The sequence below is a fragment of the Candidatus Collinsella stercoripullorum genome (genome assembly GCF_027669965.1).
GTDB lineage: Bacteria > Actinomycetota > Coriobacteriia > Coriobacteriales > Coriobacteriaceae > Collinsella > Collinsella stercoripullorum.
The window spans coordinates 33945-58041 of record NZ_JAQECM010000005.1 but is presented as its reverse complement, the minus strand read 5'-3'; the positions used below and the strand labels follow the sequence as shown (position 1 = coordinate 58041).

14 protein-coding genes and 1 pseudogene are annotated in these 24097 nt (G+C 70.4%); 12 read left to right on the top strand and 3 right to left on the bottom strand.

Annotated features, from left to right (window positions below):
• The first annotated feature begins 99 nt into the window (after positions 1–99).
• From greA to PHA29_RS02465, 3 genes are all read left to right on the top strand, one after another.
• Complete coding sequence (gene greA, locus PHA29_RS02475; protein ID WP_270403116.1) at positions 100–573, top strand: transcription elongation factor GreA; 474 nt, start codon at positions 100–102, stop codon at positions 571–573.
• An 88-nt stretch (positions 574–661) separates the two neighbouring features.
• Positions 662–2620 (top strand): lysine--tRNA ligase, encoded by a 1959-nt coding sequence (lysS, locus tag PHA29_RS02470; RefSeq protein ID WP_270847906.1) that lies wholly within the window; start codon positions 662–664, stop codon positions 2618–2620.
• A gap of 106 nt (positions 2621–2726) precedes the next feature.
• Complete coding sequence (locus PHA29_RS02465; RefSeq protein WP_270847905.1) at positions 2727–4115, top strand: MFS transporter; 1389 nt, start codon at positions 2727–2729, stop codon at positions 4113–4115.
• Positions 4116–4373: 258 nt separating this feature from the next.
• Here the strand turns inward: PHA29_RS02465 and PHA29_RS02460 are convergent.
• Positions 4374–4769: pseudogene (locus tag PHA29_RS02460) on the bottom strand (ATP-binding cassette domain-containing protein); the annotation flags it as partial.
• 285 nt (positions 4770–5054) lie between these two features.
• Between PHA29_RS02460 and PHA29_RS02455 the strand changes: the two are divergent.
• The gene (locus PHA29_RS02455) at positions 5055–5945 is read left to right on the top strand and encodes a LysR family transcriptional regulator (protein ID WP_270403249.1); all 891 of its coding nucleotides are present in this window, start codon (positions 5055–5057) and stop codon (positions 5943–5945) included.
• A gap of 237 nt (positions 5946–6182) precedes the next feature.
• On the opposite strand, the gene PHA29_RS02450 is transcribed toward PHA29_RS02455, so the two are convergent.
• Complete coding sequence (locus PHA29_RS02450) at positions 6183–10649, bottom strand: acyl-CoA dehydratase activase (RefSeq protein ID WP_270847904.1); 4467 nt, start codon at positions 10647–10649, stop codon at positions 6183–6185.
• A gap of 449 nt (positions 10650–11098) precedes the next feature.
• On the opposite strand from PHA29_RS02450, the gene PHA29_RS02445 reads away from it, so the two are divergent.
• From PHA29_RS02445 to cysS, 6 genes are all read left to right on the top strand, one after another.
• On the top strand, positions 11099–12040 hold the full coding sequence (locus PHA29_RS02445; RefSeq protein WP_270847903.1) for a ribokinase: 942 nt from the start codon (positions 11099–11101) through the stop codon (positions 12038–12040).
• 268 nt (positions 12041–12308) lie between these two features.
• Positions 12309–14930: an ATP-dependent Clp protease ATP-binding subunit gene (locus PHA29_RS02440; protein WP_270574990.1), complete on the top strand. Its 2622-nt coding sequence runs from the start codon at positions 12309–12311 to the stop codon at positions 14928–14930.
• Positions 14931–15337: 407 nt separating this feature from the next.
• Positions 15338–16402, top strand: coding sequence for a DNA integrity scanning diadenylate cyclase DisA (disA, locus tag PHA29_RS02435; RefSeq protein WP_270403106.1), 1065 nt, complete (start codon positions 15338–15340; stop codon positions 16400–16402).
• A 3-nt stretch (positions 16403–16405) separates the two neighbouring features.
• Positions 16406–17161: a 2-C-methyl-D-erythritol 4-phosphate cytidylyltransferase gene (ispD, locus tag PHA29_RS02430; RefSeq protein WP_270847902.1), complete on the top strand. Its 756-nt coding sequence runs from the start codon at positions 16406–16408 to the stop codon at positions 17159–17161.
• A 112-nt stretch (positions 17162–17273) separates the two neighbouring features.
• A complete protein-coding gene (gene ispF / locus PHA29_RS02425; RefSeq protein WP_270403104.1) occupies positions 17274–17765 on the top strand; it encodes a 2-C-methyl-D-erythritol 2,4-cyclodiphosphate synthase in 492 nt (163 codons plus the stop codon).
• A 256-nt stretch (positions 17766–18021) separates the two neighbouring features.
• A complete protein-coding gene (gene cysS, locus PHA29_RS02420; RefSeq protein ID WP_270403103.1) occupies positions 18022–19488 on the top strand; it encodes a cysteine--tRNA ligase in 1467 nt (488 codons plus the stop codon).
• Positions 19489–20040: 552 nt separating this feature from the next.
• On the opposite strand, the gene PHA29_RS02415 is transcribed toward cysS, so the two are convergent.
• A complete protein-coding gene (locus PHA29_RS02415) occupies positions 20041–21321 on the bottom strand; it encodes a hypothetical protein (protein ID WP_270847899.1) in 1281 nt (426 codons plus the stop codon).
• An 855-nt stretch (positions 21322–22176) separates the two neighbouring features.
• On the opposite strand from PHA29_RS02415, the gene rlmB reads away from it, so the two are divergent.
• Both rlmB and PHA29_RS02405 read left to right on the top strand, forming a co-directional pair.
• Positions 22177–23196 (top strand): 23S rRNA (guanosine(2251)-2'-O)-methyltransferase RlmB, encoded by a 1020-nt coding sequence (rlmB, locus tag PHA29_RS02410; protein ID WP_270847897.1) that lies wholly within the window; start codon positions 22177–22179, stop codon positions 23194–23196.
• Positions 23197–23202: 6 nt separating this feature from the next.
• Entirely contained in the window at positions 23203–23907 is a 705-nt protein-coding gene (locus PHA29_RS02405) for an NYN domain-containing protein (protein ID WP_270404591.1), read from the top strand.
• The last annotated feature ends 190 nt before the right edge of the window (positions 23908–24097 follow it).

Genomic DNA, 24097 nt, shown 5'->3' with positions numbered 1-24097 from the left:
GGCTTGCCCAGCGGGCGAGCCGGTTTTTCATGTTTTGCATGCCAACCGCCGCGCGACGACGCGGACGCGGCGGAGACGAGGAGACGCAAGGAGACGCGTATGGACGCAAGCGAGATCGTACTGACAGCTGAGGGTCGCCAGAAGCTCGTCGAGGAGCTGGAGTGGCGCGAGGGCGAGAAGAGCCGTGAGATCATCGAGCACATCAAGGAGGCCCGCGCCTTCGGCGACCTCTCCGAGAACGCCGAGTACGACGCCGCCAAGGAGGACCAGGCCAAGAACGCTGCGCGCATCGCGGAGATCCAGGCCATCCTGTCCAACGCCCGCGACGTCGAGGATTCCGCCTACGGCCTGATCGTCTCCATCGGCTGCACGGTGTCGCTCGTCGACGGCGACGGCGTCGCCACCGACGTCACCCTGGTCGGTACCACCGAGACCAACTCGCTCGAGCACAAGATCTCCAACGAGTCCCCGGTGGGCCGCGCCATCATCGGCCGCGCCGAGGGCGAGACCGTCGAGGTCGTCACCCCCGCCGGCAAGAGCCGCGTCTACACCATCACCAAGATCACGCGCTAGGCCGCACGGTCCCGCGCGTCGACGGCATCATCGTCAGCCCCCTGGGACCTCGCGGCCTCAGGGGGCGTTTTCAGTTCGGAGGACAACCATGGAAGACAACCAGACCGCCACGCCCGACGCATCGACGGCCAACGACGAGCGCGCCCGCCGTCTGGCGGACCGCGCCGCGCTCTACGCCGCCGGCGTGAACCCCTACCCGGAGCATTCCGACGTCACCGACCACGCGGCGGACATCGAGGCCCGCTACGCCGACCTCGAAGCGGGCGTGGACACCGCCGACGTCGTGAAGATCGGCGGCCGCGTCGTGGCCAAGCGCGGCCAGGGCAAGATCATGTTCATCGTGCTGCGCGACCCGAGCGGCGACATGCAGCTGTTCTGCCGCATCAACGACATGCCCTCCGAGGCGTGGGAGCTGCTCGGCGAGCTCGACCTGGGCGATATCGTGGGCGCCGAGGGCGTCGTGGTGCGCACGAAGCGCGGCCAGCTCTCCGTCGCCCCCCGCAAGCTCACGCTGCTCTCCAAGGCCGTCCGCCCGCTGCCCGAGAAGTTCCACGGCCTCTCCGACAAGGAGACGCGCTACCGCCAGCGCTACGTCGACCTGATCGTCAACGCCGACGTGCGCGAGACCTTCCGCCGCCGCTCCGCCATCGTCTCCGCCTTCCGCCGCTACATGGAGGACAACGGCTACATGGAGGTCGAGACCCCCATCCTGCAGACGATCCAGGGCGGCGCCACGGCCAAGCCCTTCATCACGCACTTCAACGCGCTGAACCAGGAGAACTACCTGCGCATCGCGACGGAGCTGCACCTGAAGCGCCTGCTCGTGGGCGGGTACGAGCGCGTGTTCGAGATCGGCCGCATCTTCCGCAACGAGGGCATGGACCTCACCCACAACCCCGAGTTCACCACCATGGAGGCCTATCGCGCCTACTCCGACCTCGAGGGCATGAAGGAGCTCGCCGAGGGCGTCATCAAGGCCGCGAACGCCGCCGTGAACGATTCCGAGCAGATCGAGTACCAGGGGCAGACGATCGACCTGTCCGGCACGTGGCCGAGCCGTCCCATGACGAGCGTCGTGTCCGACGTGCTGGGCCGTGAGATCACCCTCGACACCCCCGTCGAGGAGCTGCGCGCCGCCTGCGCCGAGCACGGCATCGAGACCAAGCCCGAGTGGGGCGCCGGCAAGCTCGTCGCCGAGCTCTACGACGAGCTGGGCGAGGGCTCCATCGTGAACCCTACCTTCGTCACCGACTACCCCGTCGAGGTCTCGCCGCTCGCCAAGCGCCATGAGGACGACCCGCGCCTCACCCACCGCTTCGAGCTCGTGATCGCCGGCCACGAGTACGCCAACGCCTTCTCCGAGCTGAACGACCCGGTCGACCAGGCCGAGCGCTTCCGCGCGCAGGTCGAGGAGAAGTTCGCCGGCGACGAGGAGGCCATGGAGTACGACGAGGACTACGTGCGCGCCCTCGAGTACGGCATGCCCCCGGCGGGCGGCATCGGCATCGGCATCGACCGCGTGGTCATGCTGCTCACCAACCAGGCCTCCATCCGCGACGTCCTGCTGTTCCCGCACATGAAGCCCGAGCGCCGGCCCGGCGCCCCCAAGAAGGCCGCGGCGGCGTCCCCCGAGGCGTCCGCCGCCGTCGCCCCCAACAAGCTGCCGACGCTCGATCTCGACAAGGTCGCCGTCGAGCCGCTGTTCGCCGACGAGGTCGACTTCGACACCTTCAGCCGCTCCGATTTCCGGGTGGTCAAGGTCAAGGACTGCGTCGTGCCGCCCAAGAGCAAGAAGCTGTTGAAGTTCACGCTCGACGACGGCTCGGGCACCGACCGCGTCATCGTCTCCGGCATCCACGACTACTACGAGCCGGAGGACCTGGTCGGCCGCACCTGCGTCGCCATCACCAACCTGCCGCCGCGCGCCTTCATGGGGGTGGAGTCCTGCGGCATGCTCATCAGCGCCATCCACAAGGAGGGCGATGAGGAGCGCCTGAACCTGCTCATGCTCGACGACGCCATCCCGGCGGGCGCCAAGCTGTACTGATCGCCTGCCTCCGCCCGGCCATGCGGCCGCGGCGTCCTCGAGGGGCCGCGTCGACGCTCCGGCGTCCGGCGCGGCCTCCTTTATGGCCGGGATAGGGGGTTGTTCCATGGAAGATGGGTCGACGGGCGCGTCGGGGGAGGCACGGGCGGCCGCCGACGGGTCGCGGAGGCCGATCACGCGCGCGCAGCTGCATGTCATCGCGGTGCTGGGGTTCTGCGGCTTGGTGTCCGCCGCCGACAACTGGTTCGTCTCGCCGGCGCTGCCCGCGATCGCGCGCGGGCTCTCCGTGCTGCCCGCGGCGGCGACGGTCGTCCTCACCGCCTACATGGTGCCCTACGGCGCCCTCCAGCCGGTGTGCGGGGCGATCGCCGACCGCGTGGGGCGCCTGCACCTGCTGCGCGCGATCGTGCTCGGGCTGTGCGCGGGGACGGTGCTGTGCGCCGCCGCGCCGAGCCTCGAGCTGCTGGTCGCCGCCCGCATCCTGACGGGTTGCTTCGCCGCCGGGATCATCTCGGTCTCCCAGGCCTTCGTGGGGGACGTGGTGGAGCCCGCGCGCCGCGGCGGCGCGGTGGGCATGCTCATGGGGATCACCTTCACCGGCCAGGGGCTCTCCGCGGGGCTCGGCGGCATCCTGACCGAGCTGGTGGGGTGGCGCGTCGCCTTCGCATCGTTCGGCATCCTCGCCGCGGCGGCGTGGATCCTGCTGTCGACGCTGCGCGAGCCGGACGGAGCCGGGTCGCGGACGTCGGGAGGCTCCGGGAGCGTTTCCGCTGCGGGAGGGGGCTGCTCTCGGACGTCGGGGGGCTCCGGTGGCGTTTCCGCTGCGGGCGGGCACGGGCGTGCGGACGGGACGGCGGGCGAGGCGCGCGCCCGCGCCGCTTCCGGGCGGAGGGGGACGGGGGCAGAGAGCCCCGTCGTCGCCTTCCTCGCCACCGCCGTGCGCATCTTCCTCGGGCCGCACCGCGCCGTGTTCCTCCTCGCCTGCTCGACCGGCGTGCTGTTTCTCGGCGTCTACGGCCTCATGGGGACCTTCCTCAACGCGGTGTGCGGCCTCGGGTCCACGGAGGCGGGCCTCGTGATGATGCTCTACGGCGTGTTCTGCCTGGTCGGCGGCGCTCTGTCCGGCCGCTTGGGCGGGCGCCTCGGGCTGCCCGGCGTCATCGCCGTGGGCGAGGCGTCGGCGGTCGCCGCCGCCTGCGCCCTGCTCGCGAGCGCGGCCACCGCGTCGTGGGTCCCGGCCCTCGTCGCCGCGGGGTGCCTCGGCTTGGGCTATATCCTGGTCCAGCCGACGCTTGTCACGCTCTCCATGGATGCGGACCCGGGGCGGGCGGGGCTCTGCACGGGCCTCATCGGCTCCGGCGTCTTCATCGGCGGCGGGGTGGGTTCCGCGCTCGGCGGGCTCCTGCTGGGTGCCGGCGGCTACCTCGTGCTCTGGGGCGTCGCGGCGGCGGGGCTCGTCGTCCAGCTCGCCGCGAGCCGGCGCCTGCTGGGCTGACGCGGCATCAGGGCGCGGCCCGTCGCCCCCGGGACTCCATGACGACGGGGCGCGTCTCGGCTGCGGCCGCCCGGCCGCGGCCGCTCCGACGGCACGCCCCCTCTCGACCTCTTGACCCCCGCTCGGGGTGTCCATGCCCCGGGAACGCTGTTTTCCACGGCCCGAGGCGGATTCCGCCCTTCCCGGGGCAGGAGCGCTCGTTCCCGGGGTACGTGCCATCGCTCCCGGGGCAGGCTCGCCCGGTCTTGCCGCCGCCCGTCATGCCGCCGGCCGGCCGTCCGCCGAGCCGCCGGTGCAGAGCTGCCAGTACCGCCCGCGCAGCCCCATGAGCTCCTCGTGGTCGCCGCGCTCCACGATGCGGCCGTCCTCCATGACGCAGATGCAGTCGGCGTCGCGCACCGTGGACAGCCGGTGCGCGATGACGAAGGTCGTGCGACCGGCCATGAGCGCGTCCATGCCGCGCTGCACGACCTCCTCGGTGCGCGTGTCGATCGACGAGGTCGCCTCGTCCAGGATGAGGGCCGGCGGGTCGGCGACGGCCGCCCGCGCGATGGCGAGCAGCTGGCACTGGCCCTGGGAGAGCCCCGCCCCGTCGCCCGATACGACCGTCCGGTACCCGTCCGGAAGGCGGCGGATGAACCCGTCGGCGCCGGCCTCCACGCCGCGGTCGATGATGTAGGCCATGATGAAGGGCAGGAAGACCTCTATCACCACCTCCCCCACGGTTCCCGTGACCGCGAGCGCGGCCTCCCTGCGATACCGCCCCAGCGGGGCGGGCAGCTCTCCCATGAGCACCTACGAAACTTCCGTTGGTTCGAATCGGAGGTTAGTATTGCCGTTCAAATTTGGGGGAGGAGGTTCGTCTTTTCGATTATTGATAGCTATATGTTATAACGTTAGATAGAGACACCTTCATGAAGGGAGCGCCCTGTGAACACCATGCAGCTTTCGTGCTTCGTCGAGGTCGCCTCGCAGCTCTCGTTCTCCAGGGCCGCGGAGGCGCTGCACGTGTCGCAGCCGACCGTGAGCCACCAGATCCAGGCCCTCGAGACGGAGCTGGGGTGCTCGCTGCTCGTGCGCAGCACGCGCTCGGTCCGCCTCACGGACGAGGGCATCGAGTTTTTGGCGACGGCCAACGAGATGCTCGCGCTGGCGGATCAGGCCAAGCGCCGCGTCGCGCGCGGCGGCGCGCGCAGCGCCGACACGCTGCGCATCGGCGTGACCGACGGGATGGAGGCCCAGCTGCTCGCCCCGGTCATGGGCAGGATCCACCGGGAGGACGCCGCGTTCGACCCGGTGCTGCGCATGGGGCCGTACTCCGCGCTGTGCGACATGCTGGAGACCGGGATGATCGACGTGATGCTCGCCTACCGCGACCCGGACGGCGACCCCGCGGGGGCGACCGTGTTCCGCCGCGTGATCGACGTCCCCGTGGCGTGCGTCTACAGCGGCCAGCATCCGCTGGCGGCGTGCGAGCGGGAGACGGTGGGGCTGGACGAGCTGGCCGAGGCCGGTCGGATCGCCGTGGTGAACCCGCGCATGTCGCCCGCGGCGATCGTGCGGGCCCAGCGCGACGCGGGCCTGCGGGTCGACCCGGAGCGCATGATGATGTGCCAGTGCATGGAGATCGCCCTCGCGCTCGCGCATGCGGGCGTGGCGTTCACGCTGATGGCCGACATCCCGGCGATGCACCGCGCCGATCTGAACTTCGTCCCGGTCAAGGGGCTGGGCACCATCTCCCTGGGCGTCCGCACCCGCCGGGGCCGCCGCCCGGCGCTGGTCGACCGCTTCATCGACGTGCTGGGCGTGGAGCTGCTCCGCGAGCCGTGAGCGCCGGCGCGCCATCATTTCCCCGGCCCCCCGCGAGCCGGGGCACCGCAAGGCCCTGGAACGCAGAGACCCGTTCCCAAGCGAGACATCCCGCAGTGCGCAGCACGAGGACGTCGAGCGGGGAACGGGTCTCTGCGCTTCAGGGCCGCCCGGGAGGCTGCCCCTGCTCGCGCCCAACGCGCAAGGACGTCGAGCGTGAAGCCGCCGGGCCGTCCACTGTCAGGGCCGCCCGGGAGGCTACCCCTGCTCGCGCGCCTCCATGATGAGCATCTGGAGGCGGTTCTCGATGTTGGCCTGGCTCGTGTCCGGGTCGTAGTCGAGCGGCAGGATCGAGACGTCCGGGTAGCGCTCCTTCAGGCTCTTCACGATGCCGCGGCCCACGATGTGGTTGGGCAGGCACCCGAAGGGCTGCAGGATGATGAAGGCGCGGCAGCCGTGCGCCGCATGGTGCAGGATCTCGGCGGGGATCAACACGCCCTCGCCGGCGTCGAACGTGTGGTGCACGATGTCGTCGCTCGCTCGCACGAGTTCGCCCATGCGCTCGGGCGGCTCGTAGAGCGGATGGCGGCGGGCGATCCGGTCGGTCGCACTCTGCGCGAACTCGAAGACGTCGTCGGACACGGCCCACTCGGCGCGCTGGGCGAAGGGCTTGTGGATGCCGTACTCGCGCACCTGGGCGTGCTTGTAGAAGTAGGTCTTGCGGATGACGTCGGTCATGCGCGCCTCGATCACCTCGAAGCCGTTGCGCTCGAGGTACAGCTCGATGTCGCGGTTCGCCCCGGGATGGAAGTTCAGCAGGTACTCGCCGACGATGAGCACGCGCGGGCGCGGGTTCGAGCGGTCGACCTCCACGTCCGCCATCACCTCGACGGCACGGCGGAACCCGGCGACGCCGCCGCGCACGCCGCGGGTCTTGATGCCCTCGATCACGTGGTCGAGGGCGATCTCGAAGGCGCGGTCGGACGCGCCGGGCTCGATCTCGTAGGGGCGGGTCTTGCGCAGCAGCTCCTCGAGCGCGTCGATCATGGGCAGGCCGTAGGCGATGCGCATGGCGGTGAGCAGGCTCATCTTAAAGCCGGGATGCAGATCGTGGTCGTCGGCAAGATCGTTGGTGATGATGGGCACGTGCGCGAAGCCGGCGTCGTCGAGCGCCTTGCGCAGCAGGGCGGAGTAGTGCGTGAGACGGCAGTCGCCCACGTACTTGGCCATCATGACGGCGGTGCGGTCGAGGTCGTACCGACCGCTCATGAGCGCGTCGAGGACCTCGCCGATCACGATCTGTGCGGGAAAGCAGATGTCGTTGTGGACGTAGCGCTTGCCCAGACGGATGGCGTTCTCGCGGCCGACCGGCAGCGAGACGGCGTTGATGCCCTGCTTGGTGAAGGCTGCCGCCATGAGGCGCGAGAAAGCATGCGAGGTGTTGGGCACGAGCACCGTGTAGGTGTCGCGCTCGTCGCGGGTGAACTTGACGGGGTAGGGATCGCCGAGCTCACGGACCTCATCGGCATCGCCCTCGCCGCGCTCGCGGCGGATGCGCGTGGTCTCCAGGAAGGAGCGCACGCGGATGCGCAGCGCGCCCTCGGCGGCGCTCTCGTCGACTTTCAGCAACAGGGGCCGTTTGGCCGAGACCTCGTGCATGAGGCGGGCGGCCTCGTCGGCCAGGTAGGCGTCATGCCCGCAGCCGAAGCTCGCGATCTGCGCGAACTCGAGCCCCTCGGTGCGCGCGGCGATGAGCGCGCACGACAGGATCCGCGCGTGGTAGTTGTTGGCGATGTCCAGGCGGCTGCGCGTGAGGTCGACCTCGCGCATGCCGGGGACGGCGTCGGCGGTGAGCACCGGGACGCCTTGCTCCACGAACATGCCGGGCAGGTTGTGGTTGACGAGCGGGTCGGTCTGGTAGGGACGCGCCGCGAGCACGACGGCCGTGCCGCCGCGCGCCTGGACCTGTTCGAGCACCTCGGTGCCGCGGCGCTCGAGCGCGTCGGTAAAGGCCTGCTGCGCGCGGTCGGCTTCCGCGAGGGCGGCGCGGGTCGCGTCGGCGGGGATATCGAAGGTGGCGGCCAGGTACTGCGCGAGCTGGCGCTCGCGGTCCTCGGCGGTGTACCAGTGGAACAGCGGCGAGTCGAGGGGGATGCCGAAGCGCTGCGTCGGGTTGTCCGACGAGCGGATCACCATGGGGTAGCCCTTCACCACCGCGCACATGGACTCGGCGGTCTCGGCCGTGCCCTCGGGCGCGACGGTGGTGATGATCGGCATGAAGATGCGGTCGACCTTCTTGTCGGCGAGGTCGCGGATGTGCCCGTGGACGAGTTTGGCCGGGAAGCAGATGGTGTCGGAGCATACGGCCGGCAGCCCGCGCTCGTACATCGCGTGCGAGCTCATGGACGACAGGACCACGGTGAAACCGAGCGACCCGAGCAGCGCGTTCCAGAAGGGCGCGGAGTCCCAGACGGCCAGGGCGCGCGGGATGCCGATCCTGATGCCGTTGTCGGGCAGGACGCGGTCGTACTCGGGCGTGCGGAACAGCAGGCGCGTGCGCTCCTCGAACAGGTTGGGGACGCTCGCGACGGCCGCCGCCGCGCGCTTGGCCCGGGCGCGGACCTCGGGCTCGCCCGGATCCCCCAGCACCTCGCCGCGCGAGCAGCGGTTGCCGGTCACGTAGCGGTCGCCCGTGGAGAAGCTGATGATGGTGCGCGCGCAGTGGTTGCCGCAGAACGGGCAGGTCACGTTCCCCTCGCGGGTGAAGGAGAGGGCGCGGACCGCGGGGAAGCCGATGAACGAGGTGCCGCCGCGCGCGTCCGACCCGTCCCGCGCGCCGTCCGCGCCCGCGGGTCCCGCCGCCTGCGCGGCGCGCTCGACGTGCTCTTTGGCGAGCAGGGCCGCGCCGATGGCGCCCATGAGGCCGGGATAGGGGCTGCGGGTGACGTCGCGCCCCACGTACTGCTCGAACGCGCGCAGCACCGCGTCGTTGGCGAAGGTGCCGCCCTGCACCACGATGTGCTCCCCGAGGGCGTCCATGTTGGGCACGCGCACGACCTTGGTGAACACGTTCTCGATGATGGAGCGGCACAGGCCGGCCATGATGTCGGCCGGCGTCTTGCCGTCGCGCTGCTCGGAGATGACGCTCGAGGTCATGAAGACGGTGCAGCGGCTGCCGAGCGCGGCGGGCTCGGCGGACGAGAACGCCGTCGCGGCGATGTCCTCCACGGGGATGCCGAGCGAGCGGGCGAAGTTCTCAAGGAACGACCCGCAGCCGCTCGAGCAGGCCTCGTTGACGATCACGTCGGTGATGACGCCGCGGTCGACCCACATCGCCTTCATGTCCTGGCCGCCGATGTCGAGGATGAACGAGGCGTCCGGCTCGTAGGCGAGCGCCGCCCGGGCGTGCGCGACGGTCTCGACGGTGTGGTAGTCGGCGCCGAAGGCCCGTGCGAACAGCTGCTCCCCGTAGCCGGTGGTGCCGATCGAGGCGACCTCGAGCTCGACGCCGCGCTTCTCGTAGGCGTCGTGGAGCGCCACCAGGGCGTCGCGCGCCACGTCGACGGGCTCGCCCTGGTTGGAGGAGTAGAAGGAGTCGATGGGCGTTCCCTCGCCGTCGAGCAGGACGAGCTTGGTGGTCGTGGAGCCGGCGTCGATGCCCAGGTGGACGGTGAGCCGGTCGCCGGGGCGCAGCTCGGGCGGGGCGATCCGGCGCAGCTCGTGGCGGCGTTCGAAGGCGAGCCGCTCCTCGGTCGAGGAGAAGAACGCCGGGGCCGCGGAGCGGCGGCGCTGGGGGCGCTCGGCCATGCCGTCGAGCGCCCGGGCTACGTCCTCCAGGTCGCGCGGGGCGCGGGCGGCCTCGTCTTGGGATCCGGGCAGCCACAGGGCCGCGCCGCGGGCGACGATGGTCTCGGGGTGCTCGGGGATGATGACCTCGTCCGGGGCGAGGCCGAGGCGTTCGGAGAAGACGCGCACGAGGGTGCGGTTGAAGGTGAGCGGGCCGCCCTGGAAGACGACGGGCGCGTTGATGTCCAGGCCCTGCGCGAGCCCGCCGACCGTCTGCTTGACGAGGGCGTGGAAGGTGGACAGCGCGATGTCCTCCTTGGCGACCCCCTGGTTGAGCAGCGGCTGGATATCGGTCTTCGCGAACACGCCGCAGCGGCCGGAGATCTCGTAGACGGTCGTGCCCCGGGATGCGAGGTCCTCGAACTGCTCGGTTTGCACGCCGAGCACCGAGGCGATCTCATCGATGAAGGCCCCGGTTCCGCCCGCGCAGGTGCCGTTCATGCGCATGTCGTCCACGCGCGACGCCCCGCGGTAGGGGTCGTGCGCGAAGAAGATCATCTTGGCGTCCTGGCCGCCGAGCTCGATGACCGTGCGCGCCTGCGGGTAGAGGGCCTGGACCGCGCGTGCGCCCGCGACGACCTCCTGGACGAAGGGCGCGCCGCACGCCTCGGCGATGGGGGCGGCTCCCGACCCGGTGACGGCGATGCGGAAGGTGCGGCCGGGGAGGGCCCGCGCGGCGGCGCGCAGGGCCTGCGCCGCGCAGGCGGCCTGATGGGCGTGATGCCGCTCGTAGCTGGTGTAGAGGACGCTCCCGGTCGCGGGGTCGACGGCGACCGCCTTGACGGTGGTCGACCCCACGTCGAGGCCGAGCAGGAGGCTGTCGTCGGCGGGGGAGGGGGAATCGGGATCGAGAGGGGTTTCGCGCTGGATGTCGGTCATACGGACGGGACCTGCAGTCTTTCTAGGGGGTTGATGTGCCACTGCAACGATACCCAATACCGGGCGGATGTGAAGGGGAATCGGCAGGCTGACGAAAAAATGCTTAGGTACAGTACAAACGCCTCGGGGGTTGGTCGGGGACGGGTTCGTTTCATCCCCTCATCTGTGTCCTGCCCCGGGAGCACGGCGCTCTGTCCCGGGGCACCGCAGCATGCCCCGGGAAGCCCGCGCCCCACCCCGGGAAAGCCATGACCTGCCCCGGGAACGACACGGCATGCCCCGGGAAGTCCGGCCTCGCCCCGAAGCGGACGGATCCGGCCTTCCCGGGGCACGGTGCACCTTTCCGGGGGCAGCGGCGCTCCGGCGCCGGCGCCCGGTCCGTTTCCTGTTCGTGCCGAAAGCGTGGTACAAAGGAGTTGTTTCGTATCCTTGGGAGGGAAGGGGCGCGCATGGCCGACGTCATCGTCTTCGGTAGCCTGAACATGGACCTCTCCATCGAGGCCGACCGCATGCCCCAAGCGGGGGAGACCCTCTCCGGGCGCGGCTTCTTGATGAACCCCGGCGGCAAGGGTGCCAACCAGGCGGTGGCCGCCGCCCGTATGGGGGCGCGGGTGCACATGGTCGGCGCGGTGGGCGAGGATGTGTTCGGCGACAGGATGGTCGCCGCCCTCTCCGATGCCGGGGTCTCGAGCCGCCATGTCCGGCGGCTCACCGGCGTCCCCACCGGTGTGGCGTCGATCGCGCGGGTCGAGGGCGACAACCGCATCATCTTGGACGCGGGGGCGAACCGGATGCTCGCGGCAGACGACGTCTCCGCGTCGCTCGACGCCCTCGCCAAAGCCGGCGACGTGTTCCTCACCCAGCTCGAGTGCTCCCTTGAGGCGACCCTCGCCGCACTTTCGGATGCCCGGGTCCGCGGGATGTACACGGTGCTCAATCCCGCCCCGGCCTGCCCGCTGCCCGAGTCGGTCTGGGCGGATGTCGACCTGGTATGCGCCAACGAGACCGAGTGCGAGGCCATCACAGGGGTCTTCCCGCATGATGACGGGACCATCTGCAGCGCCCTGGAGCGTCTGGCGGAGCGCGGGGTCCCCACGGTCGCGCTGACCCTCGGCGACCGCGGTTCCGCCGTGCTCTCCGGCGACAGGCTCCTCCGCGCGACCCCTCCCCGTTGCGACGCGGTGGACACCACGTGCGCGGGGGACACCTACATCGGTGCGCTCGTGGCGGGGCTGGCGGGCGGCATGGACATCCAGCTGGCCCTCGCATGGGCGTCCGCGGCATCGGCTCTCGCCACCACGCGCGTGGGCGCCCAGCAGTCCATTCCCTCGCGCGATGAGGTCGAGGCGCTCGCGGGGCGGGCGGCGGAGCTCGTCTGCCCGATGGGCTAATGCGCGACGCGGCGGGCGGCGGAGGGGTCCGGCCCGCCGCGGGTCCGGTGCGCCGCGCACTGCATCCTCGGCAAGACGGCTCCCGGCCCCTCCCTTCCCCTGGAGCGCGCTCCAGGGTTTATCCTTTCAGCTGAAAGGACGGATCGCCGCGGTAGCGAAAGTGTGACCGGGGCGCAGGCGCCGGAATCATCGGTTAAGATAATGCAACTCTGGGTACAGCATCTTTCTGAAAACGAACCACGACGGATTGCACGTTAGAGGTATTCGCATGCTAGATCGATTCACCGACCGCGCGCGCCGCGTCATGTCCATGGCGAAGGAGGAGGCGCTCGCGCGCAAGACGAACAAGGTGGGCACCGAGCACCTGCTGCTCGCGCTCGCCAAGGAGAGCGAGGGGATCGCCGCCGAGGCGCTGCGGACCCTCGAGATCTCCTATGAGGACATCGGCGCCCAGCTCGACGAGATCCTCACCACGCAGCCCGGCGACGAGCCCGCCGAGGCGGCCAAGCTCGCCTTCACGCCGCGCGTGATCTCGGTCATGGAGCGCGCCTTCCGCCTGGCGCGCGAGAACAACCAGACCTACGTCTCCACCGAGCACCTGCTCGTGGGTATCGTCGACGAGGGCGACGGCATGGCGATGGACATCCTCATGCGCCTGGGCGTCTCCGCCGCCTCCGTCCGGGGCGCGGTCGACAAGCTCACCGCCAAGGACCAGAGCCGCAAGCGGCCCATGGCCGGCTCCGCCTCCGGGCGCCCCGGCGCGGGGCTGCCGTTCTTCTCCGGCGAGTCCGCGCGCGGCGACGATGCGGACGCGAGCACGCTCGCGCAGTTCGGCACCAACCTCACCGCCGAGGCGCGCGACGGCAAGCTCGACCCGGTCATCGGGCGCGAGAAGGAGGTCTCCCGCATGATGGAGATCCTCTCCCGCCGCACCAAGAACAACCCGCTCATCCTCGGCGACCCGGGTGTGGGCAAGACGGCGATCGTCGAGGGGCTCGCCCAGCGCATCGCCGCCGGCGACGTGCCGGAGAACCTCGTCGACATGAACGTCTGGACGCTCGACCTGCCCGGCCTCGTGGCGGGCGCCAAGTACCGCGGCGAGTTCGAGGAGCGCCTGAAGAACGTCATCGCCGAGGCCACCGAGGCCGACGATGTCATCCTGTTCATCGACGAGATGCACACGCTCATCGGCGCGGGCTCGGCCGAGGGCTCCATCGACGCGAGCTCCATGCTGAAGCCGGTGCTGGCCCGCGGCGCCTTCCAGATCATCGGCGCCACCACCGCCGAGGAGTTCCGCAAGTACCTCACCAAGGACCCCGCCTTCGAGCGGCGCTTCCAGACCATCGACGTGGAGGAGCCGAGCGTCGAGGACACGGTCAAGATCCTCGACGCCCTGCTCCCGCGCTACGAGGAGCACCACCACGTGCGCTACACCCGGGCGGCGGTCGAGGCGGCGGCGTCGCTGTCGGCCCGCTACATCCAGGACCGCTTCCTGCCCGACAAGGCCATCGACCTCATCGACGAGGCCGGCGCCCGCGCCCGCATCGCCGCGAACCGCGCCCCCGAGCCGGTGCGCTCCGCCGAGGCGCGCGTGGCCGAGCTCAAAGCGGCGGTGGAGGAGGCGACCGGCGCCGACGACATGAACCGTGCCGCGGAGCTCAAGAGCCAGCAGCACGAGGCCGAGATCGCCCTGTCCGAGGCCCGCACCGCCTGGAACGCGGAGCTCGACGCGAGCCCGATCACCATCGACGTCGCGCAGATCGCCGACATCGTCTCCGCCACCTCCGGCGTGCCCGTCTCCTCGCTCACCGAGAGCGAGTCGCGCCGCCTGCTCGCCTGCGAGGACGCCTTGAAGACGCGCATCATCGGCCAGGACGAGGCCGTGCGCGCCGTGGCCAAGGCCATCCGCCGCAGCCGCTCCCCGCTCAAGGACCCGCGCCGCCCCGGCGGCTCGTTCATCTTCCTCGGCCCCACGGGTACGGGCAAGACCGAGCTCGCCAAGACGCTCGCGGAGTACCTGTTCGGCAGCAAGGACGCGCTCATCAGCTTCGATATGAGCGAGTTCGCGAGCCAGTACGAGGTCTCGAAGCTCATCGGCAGCCCCCCGGGCTACGTGGGCCACGACGAGGGCGGCCAGCTCACCAAGGCGGTGCGGCGCCATCCTTACTCCGTCGTGCTGTTCGATGAGATCGAGAAGGCCCATCCCGACATCTTCAACATCCTGCTGCAGGTGCTCGACGAGGGCCGCCTCACCGACGGCCAGGGCAAGACCGTGGACTTCCGCAACACGGTGATCATCATGACCTCCAACGTGGGCGCGCGCGAGATCGCGCAGGACGCGAGCGTGGGCTTCGGCACCACCGGGGAGGCGGGCCTCACCGCGGACGAGATCCGCACCCGGGCCATGGGCGAGCTCAAGCGCCTGTTCCGCCCCGAGTTCCTGAACCGCGTCGACGACATCGTGGTCTTCCAGAAGCTCTCGGGCGACGCCCTGACGAGCATCGCGCACCTGCTCGTGGACGACCTGCGCCAGCGCCTGATCGCCAACGGGATGAACATCGAGCTCACGGATGCCGCGATCGCCAAGATCGTGGCGGAGGGCACCGACCTCACCAACGGCGCCCGCCCGCTGCGCCGCGCCATCCAGCGCCTCATCGAGGACCCCTTGAGCGAGGAGCTGCTCGCCGGCGAGTGGCACGAGGGCGATACGGTCCTGACGGACGTGGTGGACGGGCACTTCGTGTTCAGCCATGGCACGGGGGAGATCCCCGCCCCGCGCCCGACCGGCGCCCTCGGGGCGAGCTTCGAGTCCGCCCCGCGTTCCGGCGCGGCGGCCCCCTCGCTCGGGGCCGCGCCCGGAGGCGCCCAGATGGGGGCCGCGACCCGGTAACGGGCCGACGGCCTCCCCATAGCCGGATCGCTGCGCTCCCGGCCGTGAACCGCCCCCCATCTCCCGGACAAGGAAGGAGAAGTCCGAGAGATGGGGGGCTTTCTCTATGGGAACCGATCCCCGATGCGGGCACGACGCGCCCCCCCCTGGTTGAGGCGGCGCGGCCCGGGGCGCCCGCGACGGGCCATCGGGGCACGGGGGACCGCCCTGTCCGCCGCCGTCATCCGTCGCCGCCTGTCAGCACGGCGGGCTTCGAGCCGCCGGGGGAGCCCCTGCCCGCAGCGCCCCGCCCCCGGTGGCGCGCGCCCGTATGTTGAGTTTCAAAAACCCGTCCGCCTGACGTCGCGATCCGTGAGAAAATACAACCATGACTGTGACTGGACCTCGAGCAGACACGGAGCGGCACATTGGATAAGGATGAGATCAAAAAGCGAATGGACCAGGCTATCCGGCTCACGGCACCCGGACAGCCTATCCGAACCGCACTCGACATGATCATCGCCGGGCACCTCGGCGCCCTGATATGCGTCGGCGACACCGAGAACGTCCTCGCCGCGGGCAACGACGGCTTCCCGCTCAACATCTCCTTCACGTCCAACCGTCTCTTCGAGCTGTGCAAGATGGACGGCGCCGTCGTGATCGACGGCGACCTCTCGCACATCCTGCGCGCCAACTTCCACCTGAACCCGGACTCCTCGCTCGCCACGAGCGAGACCGGCATGCGCCACCGCACCGCCGCGCGCATGAGCGTGCTGACCGACGCGATCATGATCTCCGTCTCGTCGCGTCGCGCGGTGGTCAACGTCTACGTCCACGGCAAGGCCTACGAGATCCAACCCGTCGCCATCATCATGAGCTCGGTCAACCAGCTGATCGCCACGCTCCAGACCACGCGCGCCGCGCTGGACCGCTCCCTGGTGCGCCTGACCGCCCTGGAGCTGGACGACTACGTCACGCTCGCCGACATCACGGACATCTTCTCGAGCTTCGAGATCATGCAGCAGGCCAAAAACGAGCTCAAGGACTGCATCGTCAAGCTCGGCAACCAGGGCAAGCTCGTCCAGATGCAGATGGAGCAGCTCGCCGGCCAGAGCATGGACACCGAGTACGACCTCATGATCCGCGACTACGCGAGCGATTCCTCCGAGGAGAACGCGCGCCGCATCCGCCAGCGCTTCAACGACATGACGCCCGAGGAGCTCGCCAACCCCCAGCGCGTCGCCGCCGCCCTGGGTTTCGACAACCTGGACGAGGACTCCGTCATGACGCCGCTCGGCCTGCGCACGCTCTCCCGCGTCTCGGTGGTCCGCGACGGCGTGGCGGAGAAGATCGTCGACGAGTACGGCTCGCTGCAGGAGCTCATGGGCGATATCCGTAAGGACCCGGAGCGCCTGGGGGATTTCGGCGTCAACAACCCCGCAATCCTCGCCGACTCGCTCGCCCGCATGCAGGGCAAGCAGGCGGGGGCGTGATCCATGCCGGCTGACGTCTGCGCGGTCATCGTCGCCGGCGGGTGCGGGCAGCGCTTCGGGAACCCCGGCGGCAAGCAGCTCGTGAACGTGGCGGGCCGTCCCCTCATGACCTGGTCGATCATGGCGTTCGACCGCTCCGCCAACGTGGGGCGGATCGTGGTGGTCTGCCCGCCCGAGCGCGCCGGGGAGATGCGCCGGCTGGCCATCGACCCCTTCGGGTTCGCGACGCCCCTGTCGATCGCCGAGGCGGGGGAGACCCGGCAGGACTCCACGCGCGCGGGTCTCGATGCGGTGCCCGCCGGCTACGCCTACGTCGCCGTGCACGACGCGGCGCGCCCCCTCATCACCACGGAGGCCATCGACCGCGCCATCTGCGCCCTGCGCTGCGCCCCCGCCGCCGACGGCGCGGTGTGCGGCCAGCCCGCCATCGACACCCTGAAGATCGTGCGCGGCAACGCCATCCAGAGCACGCCGCCGCGCAGCATGTACTGGGCGGCGCAGACGCCCCAGATCTTCAAGGTCGAGGCCCTGCGGCGCGCGCACGACGCGGCGGACGCCGACGGTTTCGTTGGGACGGACGACTCCTCGCTCGTCGAGCGCGTGGGCGGGCACGTGCTGTGCGTCGACAGCCCGCGCGACAACCTCAAGGTCACGCTTCCCGAGGACCTGCGTCCCGTGACCGCCATCCTGCTCGGCCGCATGAGCGATGCCGACAGCGCCCAGGACTCCGGCATCCTGGGGCGCGCCCCGCTCGTGTAAAGCCCGGTGGCCCGCGGGCGCCCTCGTCTTCGCCCCGGCCCCCGCGCCCCCGTCCCTCGTCGCATGCTGCTATGATGGCAGGGTCGCACGCTTTGGAGGAAAGGGGTCGGCTGTGCCGAACAGCTCGCTTCGCATCGGACACGGATACGATGTGCACCGGCTCGTGGAGGGCCGCCGCTGCATCATCGGCGGCGTCGACATCCCCTACGGGCGCGGCCTGCTCGGTCATTCCGATGCCGACGTGCTCGCCCACGCGCTGGCCGACGCCATCCTGGGCGCCTGCCGCGGCGGCGACATCGGCCAGCTGTTCCCCGACACCGACCCCGCCTATGCGGGGGCCGACTCGCTCGTGCTGCTCTCGCGCGTCATGGAGCATGCGCGCTCGCTGGGCTTCGAGCTCGTGGACGCCGACTGCACCATCGCCGCCCAGGAGCCCAAGATGGGGCCCCACCGCCAGGCGATGCGCGAGAACCTCGCCCGCGCGCTGGGCGTCGAGGTCGGGCAGGTGGGGGTCAAGGCCACCACGACCGAGCGCCTCGGTTGGGAGGGGGCCGGCGAGGGCATCGGCGCCTGGGCCGTCTGCCTGCTCGAACGATGTATCTGAAAGGGTTCGGAGAGTCCGGCTCCGTCGGGCCCGTCGATCTCCCTTCCCACCGAGGACCCTTGACCGCATGATGCGCGCGCCGATGCCATCTGCGCGCGTACGCTACCATCTACCAGAGTCGACACACGAGGAGGCCTGCCGGATCCGCCCGTCGCGGGTTCCGCACGCGCGGGAGCAGCCGGCGGCCCTGCAGTCCCGCACAGGACCGTCCGAGCGCCGGGCGAATCCGGCGGACCTTCCCAGAAGGGCATCTACCATGAAGATCTACAACAGCAAGACCCATGCCAAAGAGGACTTCCGTCCCATCGAGGAGGGCCGCGTCCGCATGTACGTGTGCGGCCCGACCGTCTACGACAACATCCACATCGGCAACGCGCGCACGTTCATCTCCTTCGACGTGATCCGCCGGTGGCTGATCGCGAGCGGGTACGAGGTCACCTTCGCCCAGAACCTCACCGACGTGGATGACAAGATCATCAACCGCGCCAACGAGCAGGGACGCACCGCCGAGGACGTGGCGACCGAGTTCTCCGAGCGCTTCATCGAGGTCATGCACAGGGCCAACGTGATGGACCCCGACGTGCGGCCGCGCGCCACCAAGGAGATCGGCCCCATGATCGGCATGATCAAGGCGCTGATCGAGCAGGGGCACGCCTACGCGGCGGACAACGGCGACGTGTACTTCTCCGTCCGCAGCGACCCCTCTTACGGCGAGGTCTCCGGGCGCAAGATCGACGACCTCATGGTCGGCGCGCGCATCGAGGAGAACGAGGACAAGAACGACCCGCTCGACTTCGCCCTGTGGAAGGCGGCCAAACCCGGCGAGCCCCAGTGGAACTCGCCCTGGGGTCCGGGCCGACCGGGCTGGCACACCGAGTGCGCCGCGATGGTCCACCGCTATCTGGGCACGCCCATCGACATCCACGGCGGCGGCTCCGACCTCGCCTTCCCGCATCACGAGAACGAGTGCGCCCAGGCCACCTGCGCCTGGCACGAGGGCTTCGCCAACACCTGGATGCACACGGGCATGCTGCTCGTGGACGGCGAGAAGATGAGCAAGTCGCTCGGCAACTTCTTCACCCTGGAGGAGGTGCTGGAGAAGCACTCCGCCGCCGCCCTGCGCCTGCTCATGCTCCAGACGCACTACCGCAGCCCGCTCGATTTCTCCTGGGAGCGCCTCGAGGGTGCGGAGAACTCGCTCGAGCGCATCGCGACCTGCGTGGAGAACCTCATGTGGGCGGCGAACCACGCGTCGGGCGAGGCGGATGCCGACCGCGGGGCCGCGCTCATCGCGGCGGCCGAGCGCGCGGCGGCCGAGTTCGAGGCGTCCATGGACGACGACTTCAACACGGCCGGCGCCGTGGCGGCGTACTTCCAGCTCGTGACCGAGGCCAACACCTACCTGGACGAGGTCGGGGGAGCGGCGGACGCGGAGGCGTGCACGGCGTGCGCCGCGGGGATCGCGGGGGCGTTCTCCGTCCTGGGCGTCGGGCTGCGCGAGCCCAAGGAGGAGCTGCCGGTCGGCCTGCTCGGGGTCGCCGCGGGCCTGGTGGCCTACACCGGCGACGACGTGGACGAGGCCGCCGAGCGCATCCTCGCCGCCCGTGCCGAGGCCCGCGCCGCCAAGAATTGGGAGCTCGCCGACGCCATCCGCGACCAGCTGCGCGATATGGGGCTTGTGATCGAGGATACCGCCGCCGGCAGCCGCCTCAAGCGCGCCTAGGGTCCCGGGGCACGCCATCTTGCCGCTCACTCGTCGGTCGCCGCACGCGAGGCGCGCTCCCTCCTCGTTCGCGGCAACCTGGCGCGCCCCGGAACTCTAGGGGTCGACGCGAGGCGGCCGGTGGCCGCTTGCCGGATGCCGGCGCTTGGGCATGCTGGGGCGACCCCTTTATCAAAGCATGTCGTATCTGACACGGCCCCCTCCCGTCCAGGTACCTAAATGTCAGATACGACATGCTTTCCAGCAGACGCTCCCGATCCAGAAGGTTTCCCGATTCAGAAGACGCCTTCGATCCAGAAGGTTTCCCGATTCAGAAGACGCCTTCGATCCAGAGGGCGTCCCGATCCAGAGGGCGTCCCGACCCAGAAGGCGCCCCGATCTGGAAGGCGTATTCAATCCAGAGGATTCCCCCGATCCAGCAGGTACCCTCCGCTCGGGGCGTCTTGCGTGCGCGCGGTCGGCTCGGAGTCCGAGGGGGATACGATTGGATGCACCTGCATCCGCGTCCGCCGTGGAGCTCGAAGATGTCTTCAGCGGAAGGCCGCCCTCTTCCTACTGACGGTGCGGAGCCCTGACGCTCTGCCTCCGCTTGTCGCGATCGTCCTTCGACGCCGGAGCAGGGCGGTCGGTCTCGGCCTCCCGTGCCCTGCCGTCCTTCTCCGATATCCGTGCAGGCCCGTGGCCCTCGGCTTCATATACGGCGTCGCCGCTCTGCGGTGCCGGATCGGGTCCCGGGCCGACTCCTTCGGCCTCCTGCATGGCGCCGCCGTTTACCGACGTCGCCGCGGGCTCCGAGTCAACCCCCTCGGTTCCCTGTGCGTTGCCATCCTTCTCCGACGCCGGTGCGGGCTTCCGATCATCCTCCCGTTTCCAGCGCTTGATGAGCTGTTTCCTCAGCTCGTTCTGCTTTCTTTGGAACGCGGCGCTGCTCGGGGCCTTGATGCCGAGGGTCTCTGCGATTCCGTTGAGTGCGCGGTGCAACGGCAGCTGCTCACTGAAGTGCCCCGCGGTGACCGTATGCATGCGATACCCGAGCCTGAGGAAGGCGCTGCTGCGGTCGGCGTCGCGTGTGCGCTGCTTGAGCGGGGCATGCACGTCCCCGTCGTATTCGATCACCGCCTGCGCCGCAGGTGCGAAGACATCGGCTTCAAGATATTCCAACGAGCACGACCTTCGCATGTCCTCCGGGATGTCGATGCGGCGGTTCATCTCGATTCCGAGGTAGTTGAGTCCGCCATGGCGGTGCGGCGCGAGAATCATCAGGGCGAGCGCGGTCTCCATGGGGGAACGGGCCCCGTCGCGCATGCGGGCGAGCGCTCGTTTGGCCTTGCGTGCCCCGTGCGCTCCGGCGCAGTCTTTCGCGGTTGTTCGAATCTTTTTCACCGACGTGAGCGCTTTCCGCTTGCGATACGGCGATCCGTTTCCAGTCGAATCAAGCTCGTACGAACCGCAGAACTCGAATCCGAGTTCCAAGAGCTCGATATCCTTCATGTACGTTGCAGCCAGAATGAAGCAAAGCTCCGGTTTGATGATGAACAGCCCCGGTGCAAGGTGGATGAGCTGCTTCATGGGTATCGGTCCACCGTACACATAGCTTTTGAACTCCTTGGACCCGACCCTATCGTGTTCGGTGGGGCACAGCACGTCGAGGCGGGCCAGCCCGTACTCGGGAACGCCGCAATCGCTGAGAAGTCCCCTGACCCTGATGGCGACATCACGGGCCCTGCCGGCGGTCGGATTGAGGTCGTAATCCCGTCCCCGTACCGTGGCGCGGTCGGGCGCGCGGTAATACAGGACGGCGGTCCGATGCGAGAGGACGATCGGCAGGTCCACGGCATACCTCCCATCTGAGTGCGGGGCCTCGTGTCCGTGCAGGTCGCCGCCGCGTCTCCTGAGCCGCTCTCCTCCGAGCGCAGCGGCCTTGGTGGTACGGCTTGGCCGCCAACGGAGTCTTGGTTCTCCCTTCCCTGCGTGACGGCCTCCGAGTGATGGAAGGCGCAGCGCGCGCAGACGAGATGCGGCTCTCCGAGTGCAGCACCCGCGAAAGCTCGGAGATCCCGGCGGCGAAGGGGGCCCGAAGGGACGGGAACCCTGACGGAAAGGGACCCCAAAGGGATGGGGCCCTGACAGCGAGGGGCCCCCGGAGGCGCCCGCGCTCCGGGCGGCGCGCGGGCGCCTTGGCCCCTGTCCGCCTCATCGAGCCGAGGCCTTACGAGCGCGGGCCGGAGCGGCCGGCCGTCTCCGGGGGTCACTCCGTCGCCGGTATGTAATCGCCCAGTATGGGGGAGATGGGGGAGGATTGCAAAAAGCATGTCGTATCTGACACGGCCCCCTCCTGTTCAGGTACCTGAATGTCAGATACGACATGCTTTCCGTATCGGAAGGGTACCTCACGGCGGCGTTGGAAGGTCGGAAGAGTGCCGCACGTCGGCGCGAAAGACCGGAGGCGCGCTGAACAGGGGCGCGGGAGGGCCGCAGTGGCGCTGTGCGACGGCGCGGGGCGGTCGGAGGCGGCCTGTACGACGACGCGAGGAGGTCGGAAATGGGCTGTGCGCCCCGCGAAAGGGTCGGAAGCGGCCTGCACGACGGCGCGGGAGGGCCGGAGACGGTCTGTACGACGGCGCGCCATCGGGCGGCTTCGCGGGTCGTCGGGATATACTGGGGTGATCGACGACCGGAAGGGGCCACATGGCAGACAGGAAGAAACGCGGGGCGCGCGGCGGCTCCGCCTCACCGTCGGGAGCGCAGCGCTCCGGGCGCGACCAGCGGCCGCAGGGGTCCGGGGACCGCTCCGCGCGGCGGAAGGGCGTCGCTGCCGGCGGCCCGCGCCCCACGCGTCCCCGGCCCGCGGACCGCGCGGCGGAACGGGGGCCGAGGGCGGCCTCCCGGGAGGCGGCGGAGGGCCGTCCCCGCGGCCGGGACGCGCTCCCGGGACGACTCGCCGGCAACGTCATAGAGGGCCGTCGCGCCGCGGCGGAGGCCCTGCGCAGCGGCTTCCCCGTGAAGCGCGCCCTCGTGGCCGAGGGCGCGGGCGGGGACGCGGCGCTCGCGCCCATCATCGCCGACCTGCGCGCCGCCGGCGCGCGCGTGCAGACCGTCCCGCGCTCGCAGCTCGACGCCCTGTCCGCCCACGGTGCCCACCAGGGGATCGTGCTGGAGACCGGTTCCTTCCCCTATGCGGACCTCGCGGACGTCATCGCCCGTGCCGGCGACGGCCCGGCGCTCGTTCTGGTGCTCGACCATGTGACCGACGCCGGCAACTTCGGGGCCATCGTGCGCTCCGCCGAGGTCGTCGGCGCCGCGGGCGTGGTCATCGCGTCCAAGCGCGCCGCCGAGGTGACGGTCGCCACCTACAAGACCTCCGCCGGGGCCGTCATGCACCTGCCCATCGCGCAGGTGCCCAACATCGCCCGCGCGCTCGACGACCTCAAGGACGCGGGCTTCTGGGTCTGCGGCGCCTCCGAGCACGCCGAGCAGGTCTGCTGGGACGCGCCGCTCGCCGGGCGCGTGGCGCTCGTGATGGGTTCCGAGGGCGAGGGCATCTCGCGCCTCGTGCTCGAGAAGTGCGACTTCCTCACCAAGCTGCCCCAGCGCGGCCTCACCGAGAGCCTGAACGTCGCCCAGGCCGCGACGGCGCTCGCCTTCGAGTGGATGCGCCGCAACCGCGACGCCCTGGCCGCCCCCGTCTCCGATCGGGTGGGGGTGTAACGCGCCATGACCAAGAAGAACCGGGCCAAGTCGAAGGCCAAGCGCTTCGGCGAGGGCTCCGCGCGCACCATCGTGGATGCGAGCACCTACGGCGCGGGCAACGCCTTCGCCTCCGCCTTCTCGACGCCCGCCGCGCCGCCGCGGGGCTCGAACGCGCGGGGCCAGCGGGAGCTCCTGGTGGTGGACGGGTACAACATCATCCATGCGACGCCCCGCTACGAGCGGCTGATCTTCGATCGCTCCGACGACCCCTATTCCAGCGACGTCTACGACCGCGCCCGCACCGCGCTCATCGCCGACGTGGCGGCCTTCGCGCAGAACCGCTACGAGGCCGTGATCGTGTTCGACGGCGCCGGCAACGTCAGCGCCGACCGTCCCAACCTGCCCCAGGCGGGCGTGCGCATCGAGTTCTCGCCCACGGGGATCTCCGCCGACACGGTGGTCCAGCGGCTGTGCACCGATGCGCGCGAATCCGGGCGCGCGTGCACCGTGGTCACGAGCGACGGGACCATCCAGGCGACCGTCATGGGCAAGGGCGTGACGCGCATCTCGGCGCGGATGCTGGTGGACGAGATTCGCCAGATCGATGCGGACGTGGCGGAGGCGGAGGAGGCCCCGCAGGTGAAGATGACCCTCGGCAGCCGCCTGTCGCCCGAGAGCCTGGCCAAGCTGCAGCGGCTGCGCGGCGAGGCCGGCAGGCCCTCGGCGTAGAGCGCCGCAGCCGGGTTCGATTCCCGGCTCTCAACGGGAACGGGCCCGGTTCCGCGAGGGAGCCGGGCCCGTGTCGTCCATGGAGCCAGCGACAGGAATCGGCGCGCGGCCGGTGCCGCGCACCCTCCGCTTCGGCGGCCGTCCGGCCGCCTCGCGCGCTCCGCGGCGGATGCTCGCGCATCCGCTCGCT

Coding starts and splice junctions, on each gene's coding strand:
- PHA29_RS02445 (WP_270847903.1), top strand. CDS start 11,099: ATGGCCGACGTCATCGTCTTCGGTAGCCTGAACATGGACCTCTCCATC.
- PHA29_RS02455 (WP_270403249.1), top strand. CDS start 5,055: ATGCAGCTTTCGTGCTTCGTCGAGGTCGCCTCGCAGCTCTCGTTCTCC.
- PHA29_RS02465 (WP_270847905.1), top strand. CDS start 2,727: ATGGAAGATGGGTCGACGGGCGCGTCGGGGGAGGCACGGGCGGCCGCC.
- PHA29_RS02405 (WP_270404591.1), top strand. CDS start 23,203: ATGACCAAGAAGAACCGGGCCAAGTCGAAGGCCAAGCGCTTCGGCGAG.
- ispD (WP_270847902.1), top strand. CDS start 16,406: ATGCCGGCTGACGTCTGCGCGGTCATCGTCGCCGGCGGGTGCGGGCAG.
- cysS (WP_270403103.1), top strand. CDS start 18,022: ATGAAGATCTACAACAGCAAGACCCATGCCAAAGAGGACTTCCGTCCC.
- lysS (WP_270847906.1), top strand. CDS start 662: ATGGAAGACAACCAGACCGCCACGCCCGACGCATCGACGGCCAACGAC.
- rlmB (WP_270847897.1), top strand. CDS start 22,177: ATGGCAGACAGGAAGAAACGCGGGGCGCGCGGCGGCTCCGCCTCACCG.
- PHA29_RS02450 (WP_270847904.1), bottom strand. CDS start 10,649: ATGACCGACATCCAGCGCGAAACCCCTCTCGATCCCGATTCCCCCTCC.
- greA (WP_270403116.1), top strand. CDS start 100: ATGGACGCAAGCGAGATCGTACTGACAGCTGAGGGTCGCCAGAAGCTC.
- PHA29_RS02440 (WP_270574990.1), top strand. CDS start 12,309: ATGCTAGATCGATTCACCGACCGCGCGCGCCGCGTCATGTCCATGGCG.